The organism is Avibacterium endocarditidis (assembly GCF_965138825.1).
In the GTDB taxonomy this organism is placed as follows: Bacteria; Pseudomonadota; Gammaproteobacteria; order Enterobacterales; family Pasteurellaceae; genus Avibacterium; species Avibacterium endocarditidis.
On the sequence record NZ_CBCSDH010000009.1, the window covers coordinates 83,532 to 101,089 of the forward strand.

Sequence of the window (17,558 nt, forward strand, 5' to 3'; positions counted from 1 at the left end):
GGTAGTGTTCACAAATCTTAAATTTTATTATATTTTCTCGATTGACGCTCCATCGGGTTCCCTTCAGTCTTGCCCGAATGGAAGTTAAATTTTTAGGCGAAAAAAATTGTAATTTTGTGTAGCGAAGCGAAACAAAATCTCTTTTTTCGCCGTATAAAAAATTTAACTGGAATGAGGAAAAGCAAGACTGCAGGGTGTGCATTATTCGCTTCGCTCACCCTACGGGCTGTTACCTTCGGTAACATTCAACGCTTTGCGTTGTCTTTTGCCTACTTTGCTTTGCACAAGCAAAGAAAAGTAGGTCGCCTTTTTAGGGCGAAACCTAAAGACGCTCAAATGTTCCGATTAAAATAACAAAATTAAAGGAAGAGCAAAAATGCAAGAACAATCCCTCCTTAATATCGACAAAAACCACATCTGGCACCCTTATTCTCGTCTGAATAGTGATGCACCGATGTTTACGGTGGAACGTGCGGACGGGGTGGAAATCACGTTGAAAAATGGCAAGCGGCTGATTGATGGAATGTCTTCTTGGTGGGCGGCGTTGCACGGTTATAATCACCCAAAACTGAACCAAGCGGCGAAGGATCAACTGGATAAAATGAGCCATATTATGTTCGGTGGATTTACCCACGATCCCGCTGGTGAATTGGCTTCTCGCTTGGTGAAATTATTACCTCAAGGGCTAGACAAAATTTTCTTCGCCGACAGTGGCTCTGTGGCGGTGGAAGTAGCGATGAAAATGGCAATTCAGTATCAGCAAGCGAAAGGGGAAAGCGAGCGTTACAAGTTTGCCACCCTTCGTTCGGGCTACCACGGCGACACTTGGCACGCGATGTCGGTGTGCGATCCGATCACGGGTATGCACAGTCTATTTGCGAAAGGCTTGCCCGTGCAGTATTTCCTCCCTCAGCCTAAAACCCCTTTTGACGGACAATGGCAAGAGGCAGATATTCAGCCGCTCAAAGATTTACTGGCAGAAAAGAGCGGTGAAATTGCTGCCTTAATTTTAGAGCCGATTGTGCAAGGGGCAGGCGGAATGTATTTTTATTCGCCGACTTATTTGGAAAAAGCCCGTGCCTTGTGTGATGAATATGGCGTATTGCTGATTTTTGATGAAATCGCCACGGGCTTCGGGCGAACAGGGAAATTATTTGCCACCGAATACACCAATATCAAGCCTGATATTATGTGCTTAGGCAAAGCCCTCACAGGCGGTTATTTAACCCTTTCTGCCACTATTACCACCGCTCACATAGCAGAAACCATTTGCAACGGCGAAGCAAAATGTTTTATGCACGGGCCAACCTTTATGGGCAATCCGCTCGCTTGCGCCATTGCCAGTGCATCCATTGATTTATTATTGGAAAGCGATTGGCAAGGCAATGTGCAACGCATTGAGCAACAATTAAAAATGGAACTTGCCCCTGCAAAATCCTTCAAGGCGGTAAAAGAGGTGCGTGTGCTGGGGGCGATTGGCGTGTTAGAAATGAAAGAACCTGTGAATTTGAACATTTTACAGCCAAAATTTGTCGAAAAAGGCATTTGGCTACGCCCTTTCGGGCATTTGGTGTATATTATGCCTCCTTTTATTATTTCGGCCGCTCAGCTCAGCCAGCTCATGCAAGGCTTATTGGCAGTACTCAAAGAGGTTTACAATGAATAATTATCTCGCTGATTTTGCACAAACACTGGCAGAACTCAAGGCGATTGGGCAGTTTCGTCAGCTTCCCCAGTTAGATCATCAAGGCAAAATGATCGTCAAAGACGGACGTACAATGCTCAATATGTCCTCTAATGATTATTTAGGTCTTGCCAATGATGACGCATTGAAAAGCGAATTTTTAAAAGACTATGGCGAAAACCTACCGCACTTTACTTCCTCTTCCTCAAGGTTATTAACGGGATCTTTCGCCATTTACGAACAGCTCGAAAGCCTAATGGCAAGCCGATTTGAACGCGAGGCGTGCTTGCTGTTTAATAGTGGCTATCACGCCAACATCGGTATTTTGCCCGCGGTGGCAAATAAGAAAACCCTGATCGTGGCGGATAAACTGGTTCACGCCAGTATCATTGACGGCATTCGCTTGAGCGAGGCGGATTTTGTTCGCTATCGGCATAATGATTTCAATCACTTAGAAACCTTATTAGCAAAACATCAAGCCCATTACCAACGAATGATCATCGTTACCGAAAGCATTTTCAGTATGGATGGTGATGTGGTAGATTTACGCCAGCTTGTGGCATTAAAACATCGCTTTGGCAATGTAATGCTTTATGTGGACGAAGCCCACGCTATCGGGGCTTATGGCGACACGGGATTAGGCATTGCGGAACAACAAGGTTGCGTGCAAAAGATCGATTTTTTAGTTGGCACCTTTGGCAAAGCCCTCGCTTCAATGGGAGCGTATGTGGTGTGCGATCAACTGCTAAAAGATTACTTAATCAACAAAATGCGACCGCTGATTTTTTCTACCGCTTTGCCACCGATATGCGTTGCGTGGACGGCATTTCTGTTTGAAAAACTCCCACACTTTGCTACGCGTCGCCAACATTTACATCAGCTAAGCGAAAAAGTGCGGTCGTTTTTTCGACAGAATTTAGCTCAATCCATTGTGAGCGAAAGTGGCATTATTCCTTATATCATCGGCGATAACGAAAAAACCGTTGCCACCGCTCAAACCTTGCAACAACAGGGCTATTATTGCTTGCCGATTCGTCCGCCAACTGTGCCACAAGGCACATCGCGAATCCGCCTTTCTTTAACGGCGGATATGAGCGAGCAAGAAGTGGACGCTTTTCTCACTTTGTTACAGGAATTTCAGCAATAAATGCAAACCAAATTGATTAAAACGGCAGAAAATAACAAACAGCTAATCCTTTATTTTGCCGGCTGGGGAACGCCTGCCAGTGCGGTGGGGCATTTAACCTTGCCCGAAAACACGGATTTATTATTGTGCTACGACTATCAAGATCTGCATTTTGAGCAGGATCTTTCCGCCTATCAGCAAATCCGCCTTGTGGCGTGGTCAATGGGCGTGTGGGTAGCAAATCAGGTACTCGGGGAAACGCCCCTTATCAGTGCTACCGCCATTAACGGCACGGGAAAACCTTGTGATGACGAAATGGGTATTCCGCAAGCGGTGTTTGTTGGAACGCTAGAACAGCTAGATGAACGCAATTTAACTAAATTTCAACGCAGAATGTGCGATGATAGCGACATTTTTCAGCATTATCAAGTATTGGCGGAGCAACGCGATTGGCAAAAAGTGCATTCAGAATTGACCGCACTTTATCACGCGATGCAACAAACTCAGGGGCAGCAAAGTTCAATACAATGGACAAAAGCCATTGTGGGCGAAAAGGATCGCATTTTCCCCGTGCAAAATCAGCTTAGCTTTTGGCAAGCCTACCAAGCGGAGCTAGTGCATATCGTCGAAGAGCAACGCATAAAAAATAAAAGTGCGGTGCAAAATGAGGCTAAATTTTCTCTGCAAACCTTAGCCTTGCCTCATTATCCATTCACCGCATTTCAACACTGGGCTGAATTATTTTGATGAATCAGGTGGATAAATCCCGCGTCGCACAATGCTTCACCCAAGCCTTGCCGACCTACGATAGCCAAGCCCAAGCCCAGCAGTGCATTAATCAGCAACTGCTCGCTCTGTTGTTACAAGACGGGAAAACAGCATTTGAGCGAGTGTTAGAAATCGGCTGCGGCACAGGGCATTTAAGCCGATTGCTGATTGAGCATTTGCAAGTGAAACATTGGGCATTCAATGATTTGTGTGAGGTAACCAGCCAGCTCAACGCCTTGTTGCAACAGGGCAATTTTACCTTTTATCAGGGCGATGGGGAGAACTATCCTTTTCCGCACCATTATGATCTTATCGCTTCTGCCTCGGTCGTGCAGTGGTTTGCCGATCCACAAGGCTTTGTGCAAAAATGTGCAGGCTTACTAAAACCGCAAGGGCGATTATTAATCAGCACGTTTGCCGAACAAAATTTGGCAGAAATTCGCCATTTAACAGGCGTAGGACTGGACTATCCCAACCTAGCACAATGGCAAGAATGGTTACTTGCAGATTTTGAGGTTAACGCATTGTTTCAGCAGGAAATACCACTCTATTTTTCCTCTCCCCTTGCGGTGTTGCAACATCTTAAAGCAACGGGGGTAACGGGAACCGGGCAGGGGCGTTGGACAAAAGGGCAACTGCAACAATTTATCGTGGATTATCAACAGCAATATCAAAATGAGCAAGGCAAAGTGCGGTTGAGTTACCAGCCTGTTTTTATATTGGCACAGAAATTAAGCTAGAGAGGAAAAATGGCAGGACAAGTGTTATTTGTATCGGGCATTGATACGGACATAGGCAAAACCATTGCCACAGGTTGGTATGCGAAAAAACTCGCGGAGCAAGGCTTTTCCGTGATCACGCAAAAAATGATCCAAACGGGCTGTGAAAACATCTCAGAAGACATCGTGCGACACCGTAAATTGCAAGGCATTGAGCTATTGCCCGAAGATCAGCAAGGGCTAACCTGCCCTTATTTATTTTCTTACCCTTGTTCGCCGCATCTCGCCGCGCGCCTAGAAAATCGTGAAATTTGCACCGCACTTATCCGCCAAGCAACAGACGAGCTGGCCGCGCGTTATGATTATGTGCTATTGGAAGGCGCAGGCGGCTTGTGCGTGCCTTATGATGAACAGCACACCACCTTAGATTATGTGGCCGCGCAAGGCTATCCTATGATTTTAGTAACCTCAGGAAAACTGGGCAGCATTAATCACACCTTGCTTAGTTTGTTAGCCTGTAAGCAGTATCATATTGAATTAAAAGGATTAATTTATAATCGCTATCCTTTAGGTGATGAAACCATCAATGATGAAACGGCGCGTTATTTAGAAAATTATTTGCACCAACATTTTCCCCAAGCAGAATTTTTCCGCTTAGAAAAACAAGATCAAATTTAACAAAAAGGAAATTCGCACTTTTCGCATAAAAAATCATAATTTCCTTTGACTAATTGAACATCAAAAGGTAATATGCACGCCCTATGCAAAAGGTAAAACTACCCCTTACAACTGATCCAGTAAAGGATGCACAGCGTAGATTGGATTATGATGGCTATTATGCAATCAACCAACTTGGTCGTCTGGCTGAATCAGTAAATAAAGTGCTCAGCGATGCACAGGTAACATTATCATTTTTCATTGATCCACAAAAATTAGTGGTAATGAAAGGCAAAGCTCAGGTTGAAGTGGAACTCACTTGTCAGCGCTGCGGTGAACCTTTTAACCAAATCTTGGAAGCCGAGTTTGCATATAGCCCTGTTTCTAATTTGGATCAAGCCGATGCGTTACCAGAGATTTATGAACCTATTGAACTTAATGAGTTTGGGGAAATAGATTTACTGGCAACAATTGAAGATGAATTAATGTTATGTCTGCCGATTGTGCCGATGCATTCATCTGAACACTGTGAAGTGTCCGTGGCTGAACAGGTTTTTGGCAAATTGCCCGAAGAATTGGCAAAAAAACCGAACCCGTTCGCTGTATTAGCTAGTTTAAAGCAAAAGTAAATTTAGGAGTATAGCCAATGGCTGTTCAACAAAATAAAAAATCTCGTTCACGTCGTGATATGCGTCGTTCACACGATGCCTTAACTACTGCAGCAGTATCAGTAGATAAAGCAACTGGCGAAACCCATTTACGTCACCACGTTACTGCTGACGGTTACTACCGCGGTCGTAAAGTGATCAACAAGTAATTCCTTTTTTATATAAGGTATTCACTTGAGCCGTCTAACCCTTGCGTTAGATGTGATGGGCGGGGACATTGGTCCCCGTGTTACTATCCCAGCATCCATAAAAGCGTTGGAACAAGATCCGATGCTTTCTCTTTTATTATTTGGCGATAGCCAAAAAATTCTCCCTTTATTAGAAAATATCCCCGCTGCGTTGCAAGATCGCATCAAGGTTTGCCATTGCAGCAGAATCATTGAAAATACCCAAGGTTTGTCTTATGCCCTGCGTCATAGCAAAGGCACATCAATGCGTTTAGCCATTGAAGCGGTGCAAAAAGGCGAGGCGCAGGCGTGCGTGAGTGCAGGCAATACGGCGGCATTAATGGGTTTAGCCAAAATTTTATTGCAACCGCTGAAAGGAATTGAGCGCCCTGCGTTAATTTCTGTGATTCCCACAATGAATGGCGATCGTTCCGTAATGCTTGATCTTGGCGCCAATATTGAATGTAGTGCAGAAAATCTTTATCAATTTGCATTAATGGGATCAATTTTTGCTGAGAATTGTTTAGATCTGGTTTTTCCGCGCATTGCGTTGCTAAATATTGGCATCGAAGAAATTAAAGGGTATAAATCTATTCGTGATGCGGCAGAATTATTGAAGCAAAATCCCACCTTAAATTACATTGGTTTTATTGAGGGAGATTTATTGCTCAATGGCAAAGCTGATGTGATCGTCAATGACGGCTTTGTGGGCAATGTAGCATTAAAAACCTTAGAGGGCGCGGCAAAGAATGTGATTTCTTTATTCAAAGGCAGTCCAACATTGAATAAAACAAATCATATTTTAAAACCGATTTTTCGCTGGTTTGTGCGAACTTTCTTGTTGAAAGGGAGCTATCAACGCTTAAAACAAATTAATCCAGACCAATATAACGGCGCGTCATTAATTGGTTTAACCGCTGTGGTCGTCAAAAGCCACGGCAGCGCTAACATTGATGGCTTTGCTTACGCCATTGCTGATGCGGCACAGCAAGCAAGACAAAAAATCCCTGAAAAGATTTTAGCTGGCTTGCAAAGATATTAGCTTTCAATTCATTAATCATTAGAAATTGTTATGTATAGTAGAATTTTAGCCACTGGTAGCTATGCGCCAGAACAAGTGAGAACAAATGCCGATTTAGAAAAAATGGTGGATACCTCTGATGAGTGGATCACCACGCGCTCAGGCATTAAAGAACGCCGTATTGCAGGTGAGAATGAAACCGTTGCGACAATGGGCGCAGCGGCCGCGCAGAATGCCCTAGCAATGGCCAATATCGATCCACAAGAAATCGATCTCATTGTGGTTGGCACAACCACGAACTCACACTCTTACCCAAGTGCAGCTTGCCAAATTCAAGGACTTCTTGGCATTAAAGACGCCATTGCTTTTGATGTTGCCGCAGCTTGCACAGGTTTTGTGTATGCCCTTTCAGTGGCGGATCAATTTGTGCGTAACGGGCAAGTGAAAAAAGCCTTGGTGATCGGTGCGGATTTAAACTCACGTCATCTTGATGAAACCGATCGCAGCACAGTGGTGTTATTTGGTGATGGTGCAGGTGCGGTGATTTTAGAAGCCGATGAAAATACAGGGATTATTTCAACCCACTTACACGCTTCGCCTGATACCGATAATATGCTCGTATTACCACAGGCTGAACCTAAGGATACCCATTCTGGTTATATCTCAATGCAAGGCAATGCCACGTTCAAATTGGCGGTGAGCCAATTATCAAACGTGGTGGAAGAAACCCTTGCTTTCAATAAGTTAGATAAAAAAGATATTGACTGGTTAGTGCCACATCAAGCGAACTTACGCATTATCAGCGCCACCGCGAAAAAACTAGAAATGGATATGTCGCAAGTGGTGATCACCCTTGATCGCTATGGCAATACCAGTGCCGCCACCGTGCCAACTGCTCTTGATGAAGCGGTGCGTGATGGACGTATTCAACGTGGTCAATTAGTCTTATTAGAAGCCTTTGGCGGTGGTTGGACTTGGGGTGCAGCCTTAGTTCGTTTTTAAATTTATCTGCTAGAATAGCAATTCAAAATCGAAAATAGGATATAAGAATGAAAAAATTTGCAATGGTTTTCCCAGGACAAGGATCTCAAACAGTGGGAATGTTAGCGGATTTAGCTAATCAATTTCCCGTTGTAGAACAAACCTTTAAGCAAGCCTCTGAAGTACTTGGTTATGATTTATGGCAACTCGTACAACAAGGCCCCGCGGAAGAATTAAACAAAACTTGGCAAACTCAGCCCGCACTTTTAGCCGCTTCCGTGGCAATTTATCGTGTTTGGCAACAACAATATCCAGATTTAAAACCAAGCGTAATGGCAGGCCATAGCCTTGGCGAATATTCTGCCTTAGTTTGCGCAGGTGTCATTGATTTCCAAGATGCCATTAAATTAGTGGAATTACGCGGAAAATTAATGCAACAAGCCGTGCCAGAAGGCACGGGGGCAATGTATGCCATCATCGGACTAGATAATGAAGCTATTATTAACGCGTGTAAAGCAGCGGAACAGGGTGAAGTGGTGTCAGCGGTGAATTTCAATTCACCGGGGCAAGTGGTGATTGCAGGAACAAAAGCGGCGGTAGAACGTGCCGCAGCAGCCTGTAAAGAAGCGGGGGCGAAACGTGCCTTACCTTTAGCGGTGAGCGTGCCTTCTCATTGTGCCTTGATGAAACCTGCGGCGGATCAACTTGCGGTTTCTTTACAAAATATCACCCTCAAAACCCCTGAAATCGCGGTGATCAACAACGTTGATGTGAAGACTGAAGAAAAAAGTGATGAAATTCGCACCGCACTTATTCGTCAGTTATACAGCCCAGTGCGTTGGACAGAAACGGTAGAAAAAATGGCACAAAATGGCATTGAAGTGTTAGTAGAAATTGGCCCAAATAAAGTGCTTACCGGTTTAACAAGCCGTATCGTGAAAGAATTAACCGCCGTTGCCGTCAATGATGTAGCATCGCTAGAAAAAGCGCACGCGGTATCAACCGAAGCCTAAAAAAGACAATTAGGAGAACAATTATGCAAGGTAAAATTGCGTTAGTAACTGGGGCAACCCGTGGAATTGGACGTGCGATTGCGGAAGAATTAAGTGCCAAAGGCGCATTTGTGATCGGTACTGCCACCTCTGAAAAAGGGGCTGAAAGCATTTCAGCTTATCTTGGCGAGAAAGGCAAAGGCTTAGTGCTAAATGTAGCGGATCAACAATCCATTGAAGCAGTTCTCGCACAAATTAAAGCCGATTTCGGCGATATTGATATTCTTGTTAATAACGCTGGGATCACCCGTGATAACCTATTAATGCGAATGAAAGATGAAGAATGGTTTGATATTTTGCAAACTAATCTCACCTCTGTATTCCATCTTTCCAAAGCAATGCTACGTTCAATGATGAAAAAACGTTTTGGTCGTATTATCACCATTGGCTCGGTAGTTGGCTCAATGGGTAATCCAGGACAAGCGAACTATTGTGCGGCAAAAGCAGGTTTAATTGGTTTCAGCAAAGCCCTTGCCAAAGAAGTGGCTTCACGCGGAATTACCGTAAACGTGGTTGCTCCCGGCTTCATTGCCACAGATATGACAGACGCATTAACGGAAGAACAAAAAGCGGAAACCTTGGCTAACGTGCCTGCAGGCCGTTTAGGCGAACCAAAAGATATTGCCAAAGCGGTGGCATTTTTAGCCTCTGATGATGCAGGTTATATCACTGGTTCTACTCTACACGTTAATGGTGGAATGTATATGGCGTAATGCCATAACCCTAAGATTTAAAAGGAAAATTTATTCTATAGCGGAAAAGATTTTCTGTTTAATCTTTGATTTAAAACAATTTCTTGCACGAAAACATAGCCAAGCGGGGGGCTTAATGCTAAAATCGCCCCCAGCGATGTAAATTGTTTACGTTGGCTGTTGCGTTAGCAAAGTAACGTAACTTATTTTTAGCGAATGTATTTTTGTTAGTTGATTTGTGGTTTGACCTTGCAAAAATAGGTTGCAACTTAGCTAAAAATACATACACTATAAAACCATTATTTTATGGCTAACTATAATAGGAAAAGCAAATGAGCATTGAAGAACGCGTAAAAAAAATTATTGTTGAACAATTAGGTGTTAAAGAAGAAGACGTTAAACCAGAAGCTTCTTTCGTTGAAGATTTAGGTGCAGACTCTTTAGACACTGTTGAATTAGTGATGGCTTTAGAAGAAGAATTCGATATCGAAATTCCTGATGAAGAAGCAGAAAAAATCACTACTGTTCAATCAGCAATTGATTATGTTCAAAACAACCAATAATCACATTAAGGCGGTGTAAAAACCGCCTTAATTTTTTCCCCTCCATAAAAATTTGATTTAGATAGCCTTTTCATCAAATAATCCCACCAAGAATATTGTAGAAAATTGTAAATAAAGTATGATTGCTAACGGAAATTTTTATAACTCATTTTAGGGATAGACTATGCTTTATTTAGAATTTTTATTTCTATTATTAATGCTTTATATCGGTAGCCGATACGGTGGTATTGGTTTGGGAGTGGTATCTGGAATTGGCTTGGCAATTGAAGTTTTCGTGTTGCGTATGCCATTAGGAAAAGCCCCGATTGATGTAATGCTGATCATCTTAGCCGTGGTAACCTGTGCTTCCGTATTAGAAGCAGCAGGCGGGCTGAAATTTATGCTGCAAGTGGCGGAAAAAATTCTGCGTAATAATCCGAAACGGGTTACCTTGCTCGGGCCATTGGTGACTTATTTGATGACCTTTATGCTCGGAACAGGCCATTCGGTGTATTCTATTATGCCGATTATTGGTGATGTGGCATTGAAAAATAAAATTCGTCCAGAACGTCCAATGGCAGCGGCTTCTGTGGCATCGCAATTGGCGATTACTTCCAGCCCATTATCTGCGGCAGTGGTGTTTTATTTAGGACGTATTACTGAGTTACCGGGATTCGATCACATCAGCTTGTTGGATATTATTTGCGTAACTGTGCCAGCAACCTTAGCGGGAACTATCGCTTTGTCGCTTTATAGTATGCGCCGTGGTAAAGAACTTGAGCAAGATCCAGAATACCAACGCCGTTTGCAAGATCCAATTTGGCGTGAACGTATTTTGAATACCACTAGCACCACCTTAAACGAAGAATTGCCACCAGCGGCAAAACAGTCGGTTTATTTATTCTTATTAGCCCTTGTTGTGATTGTGTTCATCGCAATGTTCCCAGAAATTCGTACAGTTGGCGTGGGTGAAAAAATCAAACCGATTTCAATGTCTTACATCATTCAAATGATGATGCTGTGTTTTGGTGGGATTATTTTATTGGTGACTAAAACCAATCCGCAAATCGTGCCAAATGGCGTGGTGTTTAAATCGGGTATGGTGGCTGCCATCGCGATTTTCGGGATTGCGTGGATGAGTGATACTTACTTCAAATTCGCAATGCCACAATTTAAAGCAGGCATTACTGAAATGGTAAGTACTTACCCTTGGACATTCGCCTTTGCATTGTTTGCCGTGTCCGTGGTGATCAACAGCCAAGCCGCCACCGCAGTAATGATGTTGCCAGTGGGCATTGGGCTAGGCTTACCTGCACCGTTATTAGTGGGCTTAATGCCAGCCACTTACGGTTATTTCTTCATTCCAAATTATCCGTCAGACATTGCAACGGTGAACTTTGACGTAACAGGGACAACCAAAATTGGTAAATACTACTTCAACCACAGCTTTATGGTGCCGGGTCTAATTGGTGTCGTGGTAGCCTGTATGGTTGGATATACCATTGCACAGATTGTGATTAGATAACTCATTTCATAATAGAAAAGTGCGGTGATTTTTCACCGCATTTTTATTGCAGCAGAAATGCTTAAACTTTCACCGAACAAAAAATCTCCCGTTGAAATTCCTTTATTTATTCCTATATAAGATCCCATTGCAAAAGAGAGGATACAATATGAACAAAAATCAAGAAACGCGTGGATTTCAATCTGAAGTTAAACAATTACTTCAATTAATGATCCACTCACTTTACTCGAATAAAGAAATCTTTTTGCGTGAGCTAATTTCTAACGCTTCTGACGCGGCGGATAAATTACGCTTTAAAGCCCTTTCTGCACCAGAATTATATGAAGGTGATGGGGATTTAAAAGTTCGCATCAGTTTTGATGAAGGAAAAGGCACAATCACCATCAGTGATAATGGCATTGGTATGACGCGTGAGCAGGTGATCGATCATTTAGGGACGATTGCGAAATCAGGAACGAAAGAATTTTTGAGCGCACTTGGCGCGGATCAAGCGAAAGACAGCCAGCTTATCGGGCAGTTTGGGGTGGGCTTTTATTCTGCTTTTATTGTGGCGGATAAAGTAACCGTGAAAACCCGTGCCGCAGGCGTGCCAGCAGATCAAGGCGTGTTGTGGGAATCCACTGGTGATGGTGAATATACCGTAGCCGATATTGAGAAAAAAGAGCGTGGTACAGAGATCACCTTGCATTTACGTGAGGAAGACAAAGAATTTGCCAACGCGTGGCGTTTGCGTGAAATCATCAGCAAATATTCCGATCATATTGGTTTGCCAGTAGAAATTTTGACACCAGAATATGATGATGAAGGCAAAGAAACGGGCGTGAAATGGGAAAAAATTAATAAAGCCCAAGCCCTGTGGACGCGTTCAAAAGGCGAAATTTCTGATGAAGAATATAAAGAGTTCTACAAACATTTAAGCCACGATTTTGCTGATCCGCTACTGTGGGCGCACAATAAAGTAGAAGGAAATCAAGAATATACCAGCTTGCTTTATGTGCCGTCAAAAGCCCCTTGGGATCTCTTTAACCGCGATCACAAAAAAGGCTTAAAACTCTATGTGCAACGCGTGTTTATTATGGACGATGCGGAACAATTTATGCCGAATTATCTGCGTTTTATGCGTGGTTTAATTGATAGCAATGATTTACCACTCAACGTTTCTCGCGAAATTCTGCAAGATAACAAAGTAACCGCCGCCTTGCGTAAAGCGCTTACCAAGCGTTCATTACAAATGCTAGAAAAATTAGCGAAAGACAATCCAGAGCAATATTTACAATTCTGGAAAGAATTTGGCTTGGTGTTAAAAGAAGGTGTGGCGGAAGATGTGGCTAACCGCGAGCAAATTGCCCGTTTATATCGTTTTGCTTCAACGCATAATGATAGCAGCGAGCAAACTGTTTCCTTGCAAGATTATGTTTCGCGAATGAAAGAAGGTCAAAAAGCCATTTATTACATCACGGCAGATAGCTATATTGCGGCGAAAAATAGCCCGCACTTAGAGCTGTTTAATAAGAAAGGCATTGAAGTGTTGTTGCTTTCTGATCGCATTGATGAATGGATGGTAAGTTATCTCACCGAATTTGATGGTAAACCATTGCAGCCTATCACCAAGTCCGATCTTGATTTAGGCGATTTAGCGGATCAAGAACAGGAAGAACAAAAGGCACAAGATGAAGCCTTTGGTGCTTTCGTTGAACGCGTGAAAACCTTATTGGGAGATCGCGTGAAAGCAGTGCGTTTAACCCATCGTTTAACGGATACCCCAGCGGTGGTTTCAACGGATAACGATCAAATGACCACACAAATGGCGAAATTGTTTGCAATGAGTGGGCAGCCAGTGCCAGAAGTGAAATATACCTTTGAGCTAAATCCAGACCATTCATTAGTGAAAAAAGTGGCGGAGATGACAGACGATGCAGCCTTTGCAAATTGGGTGGAATTACTGCTTGAGCAAGCCATGTTTGCGGAGCGCGGATCGCTGGAAAATCCAACCGCATTCATTAAACGTGTAAATGAGTTGTTATCTTAATAAATTAGGTTAGAATAGAGGCGTTGTCTAAAACTAGGCAACGCTTATTTTTTGACTTATAAAAAGGAATGGTATGAAAAAATTTATTGTCGTTATCAGCTTATTGTTATCTGCTTGTAGTTCAGTGCTGAATGTTACTCAATCGGCTAAATTAGCTAACAGCTGCCAAACCTATTTCAATATTTTAGATGAGAATGTTGCCACTTCCACCTTACCAGCGGAAACCTTGCAGGCGTTGCAACAGGATTTTGCACAATATCGCAAAGAATTTACAAAACTCTCTGCTGAGAAACAAGAACAATTCTGCCGTGCGCGTTTGGCACGTTTTCAACATTAATTTTCTTTCCCTGCGTAACAAGGAGCGTCAATGAGCATTTTTATTGCGTGGGGAAACATTCATCAGTCTTATCCTTTCGAGCAAATTCCAACGGCATTACTCACGCCTAAATTACGTCAAGCACCGCCTGAGCAACCGCGTTTGTTGCAACGTTATCGTTGCCGTTGGGTGGCGCATTTTTTGCTATGGCAATTATTAAAAACCGCAAAAATTTCCACCGCACTTTTAGCACAAATCGCATACAGCCCAACCCAACGGCCGCATTTCCCCAAACCGAATATTGATTTTAATATCAGCCATTCAGGCGATTGGGTGGCGGTGATACTCAAGGTTGATGAAAAAAATGAAAACCAAAGTGCGGTAGGAATTGACATTGAATTTCCGCAAAAAGAACGGAATTATGCTGCCTTGCTTGGTCATTTCGCTCCCGAACAAGAACAACAATGGTTTGCCAAGCAGCCTGACAAAAAAACAGCCTTTTATCGTATTTGGTGTTTGCGTGAAGCGCTATTGAAATCACAAGGTGTAGGCATTGTGAAATTATCGGAAGTGGATCACCAAGCAGAGAACCTACAATTATTTTCTGCCTATTGCCCGCAAGGGGAAGCCATATTTACGCAAGAATTGCCCTTTTATTTGGCGGTTTTTGCTAATGAAACCTTGGCAACAGCGCATTATTTTTATTGGAATGATGAAGGCTTAATTCCCACTGAATTAAGGCAAAAAATTTGCTATAAAGTGAACCGCACTTTAACGGATTTTTGACGGCTTAAGGGGAAGGGAAAGCAGGCAATCCGCCCTAGACTTCACCTATTATTTTGTTTAGACTTGTAACAATTTTTTGACAAATGGAGAAAAGAATGTCCTTTAATGGTTCAGATCAAGATCCTTGGGGAAAACCAGGGAGCAACCCAAATCAATCGGATAACAAATCCGATCCAAATAACCAATGGGATAAGCGCAATAAGCAGGAACAATCCCCTCCGGATCTTGAAGAAGTCTTTAGTAATTTATTGAAAAAACTCGGTGGCGGCCAAAATGGTGGCAACCATAATGGCGGCGGCAAAGGCCTGTCATTCGGCTTAGGTAAATTGTTACCTGTTGCCGCGGTGATTGGTGCGATTGTTTGGGGCGTGAGCGGTTTTTACACCGTGAAAGAAGCGGAACGTGGCGTGGTGTTGCGTTTTGGTGAGCTGGAAAAAATCGTACAACCGGGTTTGAACTGGAAACCGACTTTCGTAGATAAAGTGATCCCCGTTAATGTGGAACAAGTGAAAGAGCTGAAAACCCAAGGGGCAATGCTCACTCGCGATGAAAATATGGTGAAAGTGGAAATGACCGTGCAATATCGCGTGAGTGATCCAGCAAAATATTTATTCAGCGTAACCAATGCCGATGACAGCTTAAACCAAGCTACCGACAGTGCGTTGCGTTATGTGATTGGACATATGTCAATGGACGATATTTTAACCACAGGGCGTTCCATTGTGCGTGAAGACACTTGGAAAGCCTTGAATGGCATTATTCAGCCTTATGATATGGGATTAGAAGTGCTTGATGTGAACTTCCAATCTGCGCGCCCGCCTGAAGAAGTGAAAGCCGCTTTTGATGATGCGATCAAAGCACAAGAAGATGAGCAACGCTATATTCGTGAAGCGGAAGCCTATGCCCGCGAGCAAGAGCCAATCGCGCGTGGTAATGCACAACGCATTATTGAAGAAGCCACGGCCTATAAAGATCAAGTGGTGTTAAATGCGCAAGGGGAAGTGGAACGTTTCCAACGCTTATTGCCTGAATTTAAAGCCGCGCCGCAATTATTGCGTGATCGCTTATATATTCAAACGATGGAAAAAGTGATGGCAAACACGCCAAAAGTATTGCTTGATAGCAACGGCAATAACTTAAGCGTGCTACCGCTCGATAAAATTTTATCGCCAAAAAGTAGCAAAAAAAGCACCGCACTTAACTCATCAAATTCACAAAGTACGGTGAAAAATCAGGAAATTTATTCTGAAACACGCTCTTTTTCCAACAGTGAGAGCTATCAACAATCATCTGAAAATCGCCAAGGGAGATTTAACTAATGCGTAAGATTTTAACCCCTGTTTTACTGGTATTGTTCGCGGTGATTTATTCTAGCCTTGTGATTGTAGATGAAGGCACGCGTGGCATTATGTTGCGTTTCGGCAAAGTTCATCGTGATTCAGACAATAAAGTGGTGGTGTATGAGCCGGGTTTACACTTCAAAATCCCATTTATTGACTCAATGAAAGTGTTAGATGCGCGTATTCGCACCCTTGATGGTGCGCCAGATCGCTTTGTTACCGTTGAGAAAAAAGATCTTTTAGTGGATTCTTATGTGAAATGGCGAATCAGTGATTTCGGCCGTTTCTTCACTGCAACAGGTGGCGGCGATTATACTCAAGCGTCCAACTTATTACGCCGTAAAGTGAATGACCGTTTACGCTCTGAAGTGGGTTCACGCACCATTAAAGACATTGTGTCAGGGACACGCGGCGAATTAATGGTTGGTGCGCGCAAAGCCTTGAATACAGGGCAAGATAGTACCTCAGAATTAGGCATTGAAGTGGTTGATGTGCGAGTAAAACAAATCAATCTCCCTGATGAAGTGTCTTCATCAATCTACCAACGTATGCGCGCAGAGCGTGATGCAGTGGCCCGTGAACATCGTTCACAAGGTAAAGAAAAAGCCGCATTTATCCAAGCAGATGTGGATCGTAAAGTTACAGTAATTCTGGCCACAGCCAATAAAACGGCACAAGAATTGCGTGGTAACGGTGATGCCGCCGCCGCTAAACTCTACGCCGATGCCTTTGCGCAAGAACCTGAGTTTTACAGCTTTGTGCGTAGTATGAAAGCCTACGAAAAAAGCTTTGCAGAATCAAACAATATGCTGATTCTCAAACCAGACAGCGACTTCTTCCGCTTTATGCAAGCGCCGAAGTAAAATATATAAGGGCTATATCTATATTAGATTAGCCCTAAACTCCTCACTATTCTCACAAAATATTCACTTGCTTTTGCTATAATTTTATAATTGAAGCTAGAGGAAATTATAAAATTATGACAACTCGACCAAAAGATATTGATGCTACGCTTTTGCAGATAGAAATTTTAAGGATTATTCCTAGGCTGCCAGCGAGTATAGATACCAAAACGATCCACGAAAAACTGACAGATTTAGGCTTTCATCGCGATTTGCGTAGTATTCAGAGAACGCTACAAACACTTTGCTTACATTTTGACGATTTAGAATGTAACAATGATATCAAGCCTTATACCTATTACTGGAAAGAACGTTCAGCTGGATTTGCGCTACCCGTTTTGAATGAGCAGCAATCACTATTACTCAAACTCGCAGAAAAACAGCTTAAATATTGGGGCTGTAGTAGATTAGCCCTAAATTTCACACCATTTTCGCAATATTTTTAACTGCTCTTTTGGTGTCCTAAAGTTAAACCGAAATTCACATTCCTTCAAGAATAAAGGAAAGTTTTTTCGGTTAATTCCATTATATTTTCGCAGTATCCGCTTCGCCTGATTCCAAAAATTTTCAATGCCATTAATAT

At 42.9% G+C, this 17,558-nt stretch carries 19 protein-coding genes and 1 pseudogene; 19 read left to right on the forward strand and 1 reads right to left on the reverse strand.

All coding sequences use genetic code 11. From position 1 onward, the window contains the following. Positions 1-376 precede the first annotated feature (376 nt). The 19 genes from bioA (at position 377) to ACNAV8_RS07005 (ending at position 17,421) form a co-directional block, all read left to right on the forward strand. Positions 377-1,666, forward strand: a complete 1,290-nt coding sequence (bioA, locus tag ACNAV8_RS06915) for an adenosylmethionine--8-amino-7-oxononanoate transaminase (RefSeq protein WP_103855148.1) — start codon at positions 377-379, stop codon at positions 1,664-1,666. Further along, complete coding sequence (gene bioF / locus ACNAV8_RS06920; protein WP_103855147.1) at positions 1,659-2,831, forward strand: 8-amino-7-oxononanoate synthase; 1,173 nt, start codon at positions 1,659-1,661, stop codon at positions 2,829-2,831. Before bioA ends, bioF begins: the two co-directional genes overlap by 8 nt. Next, a complete protein-coding gene (locus tag ACNAV8_RS06925; RefSeq protein ID WP_415777436.1) occupies positions 2,832-3,557 on the forward strand; it encodes a DUF452 family protein in 726 nt (241 codons plus the stop codon). It begins immediately after the preceding gene. Next, positions 3,557-4,318, forward strand: coding sequence for a malonyl-ACP O-methyltransferase BioC (gene bioC / locus ACNAV8_RS06930; protein ID WP_415777437.1), 762 nt, complete (start codon positions 3,557-3,559; stop codon positions 4,316-4,318). The genes ACNAV8_RS06925 and bioC overlap by 1 nt, the downstream gene beginning before the upstream one ends. Positions 4,319-4,327: 9 nt before the next feature. Beyond that, the gene (gene bioD, locus ACNAV8_RS06935; RefSeq protein WP_415777438.1) at positions 4,328-4,975 is read left to right on the forward strand and encodes a dethiobiotin synthase; all 648 of its coding nucleotides are present in this window, start codon (positions 4,328-4,330) and stop codon (positions 4,973-4,975) included. Between the two features lie 83 nt (positions 4,976-5,058). Then, positions 5,059-5,583, forward strand: coding sequence for a 23S rRNA accumulation protein YceD (gene yceD, locus ACNAV8_RS06940; RefSeq protein WP_103855336.1), 525 nt, complete (start codon positions 5,059-5,061; stop codon positions 5,581-5,583). A 17-nt stretch (positions 5,584-5,600) separates the two neighbouring features. Then, positions 5,601-5,771: a 50S ribosomal protein L32 gene (gene rpmF, locus ACNAV8_RS06945; protein WP_103853741.1), complete on the forward strand. Its 171-nt coding sequence runs from the start codon at positions 5,601-5,603 to the stop codon at positions 5,769-5,771. 25 nt (positions 5,772-5,796) lie between these two features. Continuing rightward, on the forward strand, positions 5,797-6,831 hold the full coding sequence (plsX, locus tag ACNAV8_RS06950) for a phosphate acyltransferase PlsX (protein WP_103855335.1): 1,035 nt from the start codon (positions 5,797-5,799) through the stop codon (positions 6,829-6,831). A gap of 30 nt (positions 6,832-6,861) precedes the next feature. Continuing rightward, on the forward strand, positions 6,862-7,812 hold the full coding sequence (locus ACNAV8_RS06955; RefSeq protein WP_103855334.1) for a beta-ketoacyl-ACP synthase III: 951 nt from the start codon (positions 6,862-6,864) through the stop codon (positions 7,810-7,812). Between the two features lie 47 nt (positions 7,813-7,859). Next, a complete protein-coding gene (gene fabD, locus ACNAV8_RS06960) occupies positions 7,860-8,804 on the forward strand; it encodes an ACP S-malonyltransferase (protein WP_103855333.1) in 945 nt (314 codons plus the stop codon). Positions 8,805-8,827: 23 nt separating this feature from the next. After that, positions 8,828-9,556 carry a 3-oxoacyl-ACP reductase FabG gene (gene fabG, locus ACNAV8_RS06965; protein WP_103855332.1) on the forward strand — a complete coding sequence of 243 codons (729 nt, stop codon included), beginning with the start codon at positions 8,828-8,830 and terminating at the stop codon, positions 9,554-9,556. A 311-nt stretch (positions 9,557-9,867) separates the two neighbouring features. Next, positions 9,868-10,098, forward strand: coding sequence for an acyl carrier protein (acpP, locus tag ACNAV8_RS06970; RefSeq protein WP_005544465.1), 231 nt, complete (start codon positions 9,868-9,870; stop codon positions 10,096-10,098). Positions 10,099-10,261: 163 nt separating this feature from the next. Further along, positions 10,262-11,602: an anaerobic C4-dicarboxylate transporter gene (locus tag ACNAV8_RS06975; protein WP_103853736.1), complete on the forward strand. Its 1,341-nt coding sequence runs from the start codon at positions 10,262-10,264 to the stop codon at positions 11,600-11,602. Between the two features lie 148 nt (positions 11,603-11,750). Further along, a complete protein-coding gene (gene htpG / locus ACNAV8_RS06980; RefSeq protein WP_103855990.1) occupies positions 11,751-13,631 on the forward strand; it encodes a molecular chaperone HtpG in 1,881 nt (626 codons plus the stop codon). Between the two features lie 73 nt (positions 13,632-13,704). Next, positions 13,705-13,968, forward strand: coding sequence for a DUF5339 family protein (locus ACNAV8_RS06985; RefSeq protein WP_103853734.1), 264 nt, complete (start codon positions 13,705-13,707; stop codon positions 13,966-13,968). 30 nt (positions 13,969-13,998) lie between these two features. Next, positions 13,999-14,733 (forward strand): 4'-phosphopantetheinyl transferase family protein, encoded by a 735-nt coding sequence (locus tag ACNAV8_RS06990; RefSeq protein ID WP_103855989.1) that lies wholly within the window; start codon positions 13,999-14,001, stop codon positions 14,731-14,733. Positions 14,734-14,828: 95 nt separating this feature from the next. Then, positions 14,829-16,052, forward strand: coding sequence for an FtsH protease activity modulator HflK (gene hflK / locus ACNAV8_RS06995; RefSeq protein WP_415777439.1), 1,224 nt, complete (start codon positions 14,829-14,831; stop codon positions 16,050-16,052). Continuing rightward, positions 16,052-16,936 (forward strand): protease modulator HflC, encoded by an 885-nt coding sequence (hflC, locus tag ACNAV8_RS07000; protein ID WP_415777440.1) that lies wholly within the window; start codon positions 16,052-16,054, stop codon positions 16,934-16,936. Before hflK ends, hflC begins: the two co-directional genes overlap by 1 nt. Positions 16,937-17,052: 116 nt before the next feature. Continuing rightward, positions 17,053-17,421, forward strand: a complete 369-nt coding sequence (locus tag ACNAV8_RS07005) for a hypothetical protein (RefSeq protein WP_415777441.1) — start codon at positions 17,053-17,055, stop codon at positions 17,419-17,421. On the opposite strand, the pseudogene ACNAV8_RS07010 reads toward ACNAV8_RS07005, so the two are convergent. After that, positions 17,389-17,558 (reverse strand): annotated as a pseudogene (locus ACNAV8_RS07010) (IS1595 family transposase); the annotation flags it as partial. The gene ACNAV8_RS07005 and the pseudogene ACNAV8_RS07010 sit on opposite strands and share 33 nt — an antisense overlap.

Coding starts and splice junctions, on each gene's coding strand:
- bioA (WP_103855148.1), top strand. CDS start 377: ATGCAAGAACAATCCCTCCTTAATATCGACAAAAACCACATCTGGCAC.
- bioF (WP_103855147.1), top strand. CDS start 1,659: ATGAATAATTATCTCGCTGATTTTGCACAAACACTGGCAGAACTCAAG.
- ACNAV8_RS06925 (WP_415777436.1), top strand. CDS start 2,832: ATGCAAACCAAATTGATTAAAACGGCAGAAAATAACAAACAGCTAATC.
- bioC (WP_415777437.1), top strand. CDS start 3,557: ATGAATCAGGTGGATAAATCCCGCGTCGCACAATGCTTCACCCAAGCC.
- bioD (WP_415777438.1), top strand. CDS start 4,328: ATGGCAGGACAAGTGTTATTTGTATCGGGCATTGATACGGACATAGGC.
- yceD (WP_103855336.1), top strand. CDS start 5,059: ATGCAAAAGGTAAAACTACCCCTTACAACTGATCCAGTAAAGGATGCA.
- rpmF (WP_103853741.1), top strand. CDS start 5,601: ATGGCTGTTCAACAAAATAAAAAATCTCGTTCACGTCGTGATATGCGT.
- ACNAV8_RS06955 (WP_103855334.1), top strand. CDS start 6,862: ATGTATAGTAGAATTTTAGCCACTGGTAGCTATGCGCCAGAACAAGTG.
- fabD (WP_103855333.1), top strand. CDS start 7,860: ATGAAAAAATTTGCAATGGTTTTCCCAGGACAAGGATCTCAAACAGTG.
- fabG (WP_103855332.1), top strand. CDS start 8,828: ATGCAAGGTAAAATTGCGTTAGTAACTGGGGCAACCCGTGGAATTGGA.
- acpP (WP_005544465.1), top strand. CDS start 9,868: ATGAGCATTGAAGAACGCGTAAAAAAAATTATTGTTGAACAATTAGGT.
- ACNAV8_RS06975 (WP_103853736.1), top strand. CDS start 10,262: ATGCTTTATTTAGAATTTTTATTTCTATTATTAATGCTTTATATCGGT.
- htpG (WP_103855990.1), top strand. CDS start 11,751: ATGAACAAAAATCAAGAAACGCGTGGATTTCAATCTGAAGTTAAACAA.
- ACNAV8_RS06985 (WP_103853734.1), top strand. CDS start 13,705: ATGAAAAAATTTATTGTCGTTATCAGCTTATTGTTATCTGCTTGTAGT.
- ACNAV8_RS06990 (WP_103855989.1), top strand. CDS start 13,999: ATGAGCATTTTTATTGCGTGGGGAAACATTCATCAGTCTTATCCTTTC.
- hflK (WP_415777439.1), top strand. CDS start 14,829: ATGTCCTTTAATGGTTCAGATCAAGATCCTTGGGGAAAACCAGGGAGC.
- hflC (WP_415777440.1), top strand. CDS start 16,052: ATGCGTAAGATTTTAACCCCTGTTTTACTGGTATTGTTCGCGGTGATT.
- ACNAV8_RS07005 (WP_415777441.1), top strand. CDS start 17,053: ATGACAACTCGACCAAAAGATATTGATGCTACGCTTTTGCAGATAGAA.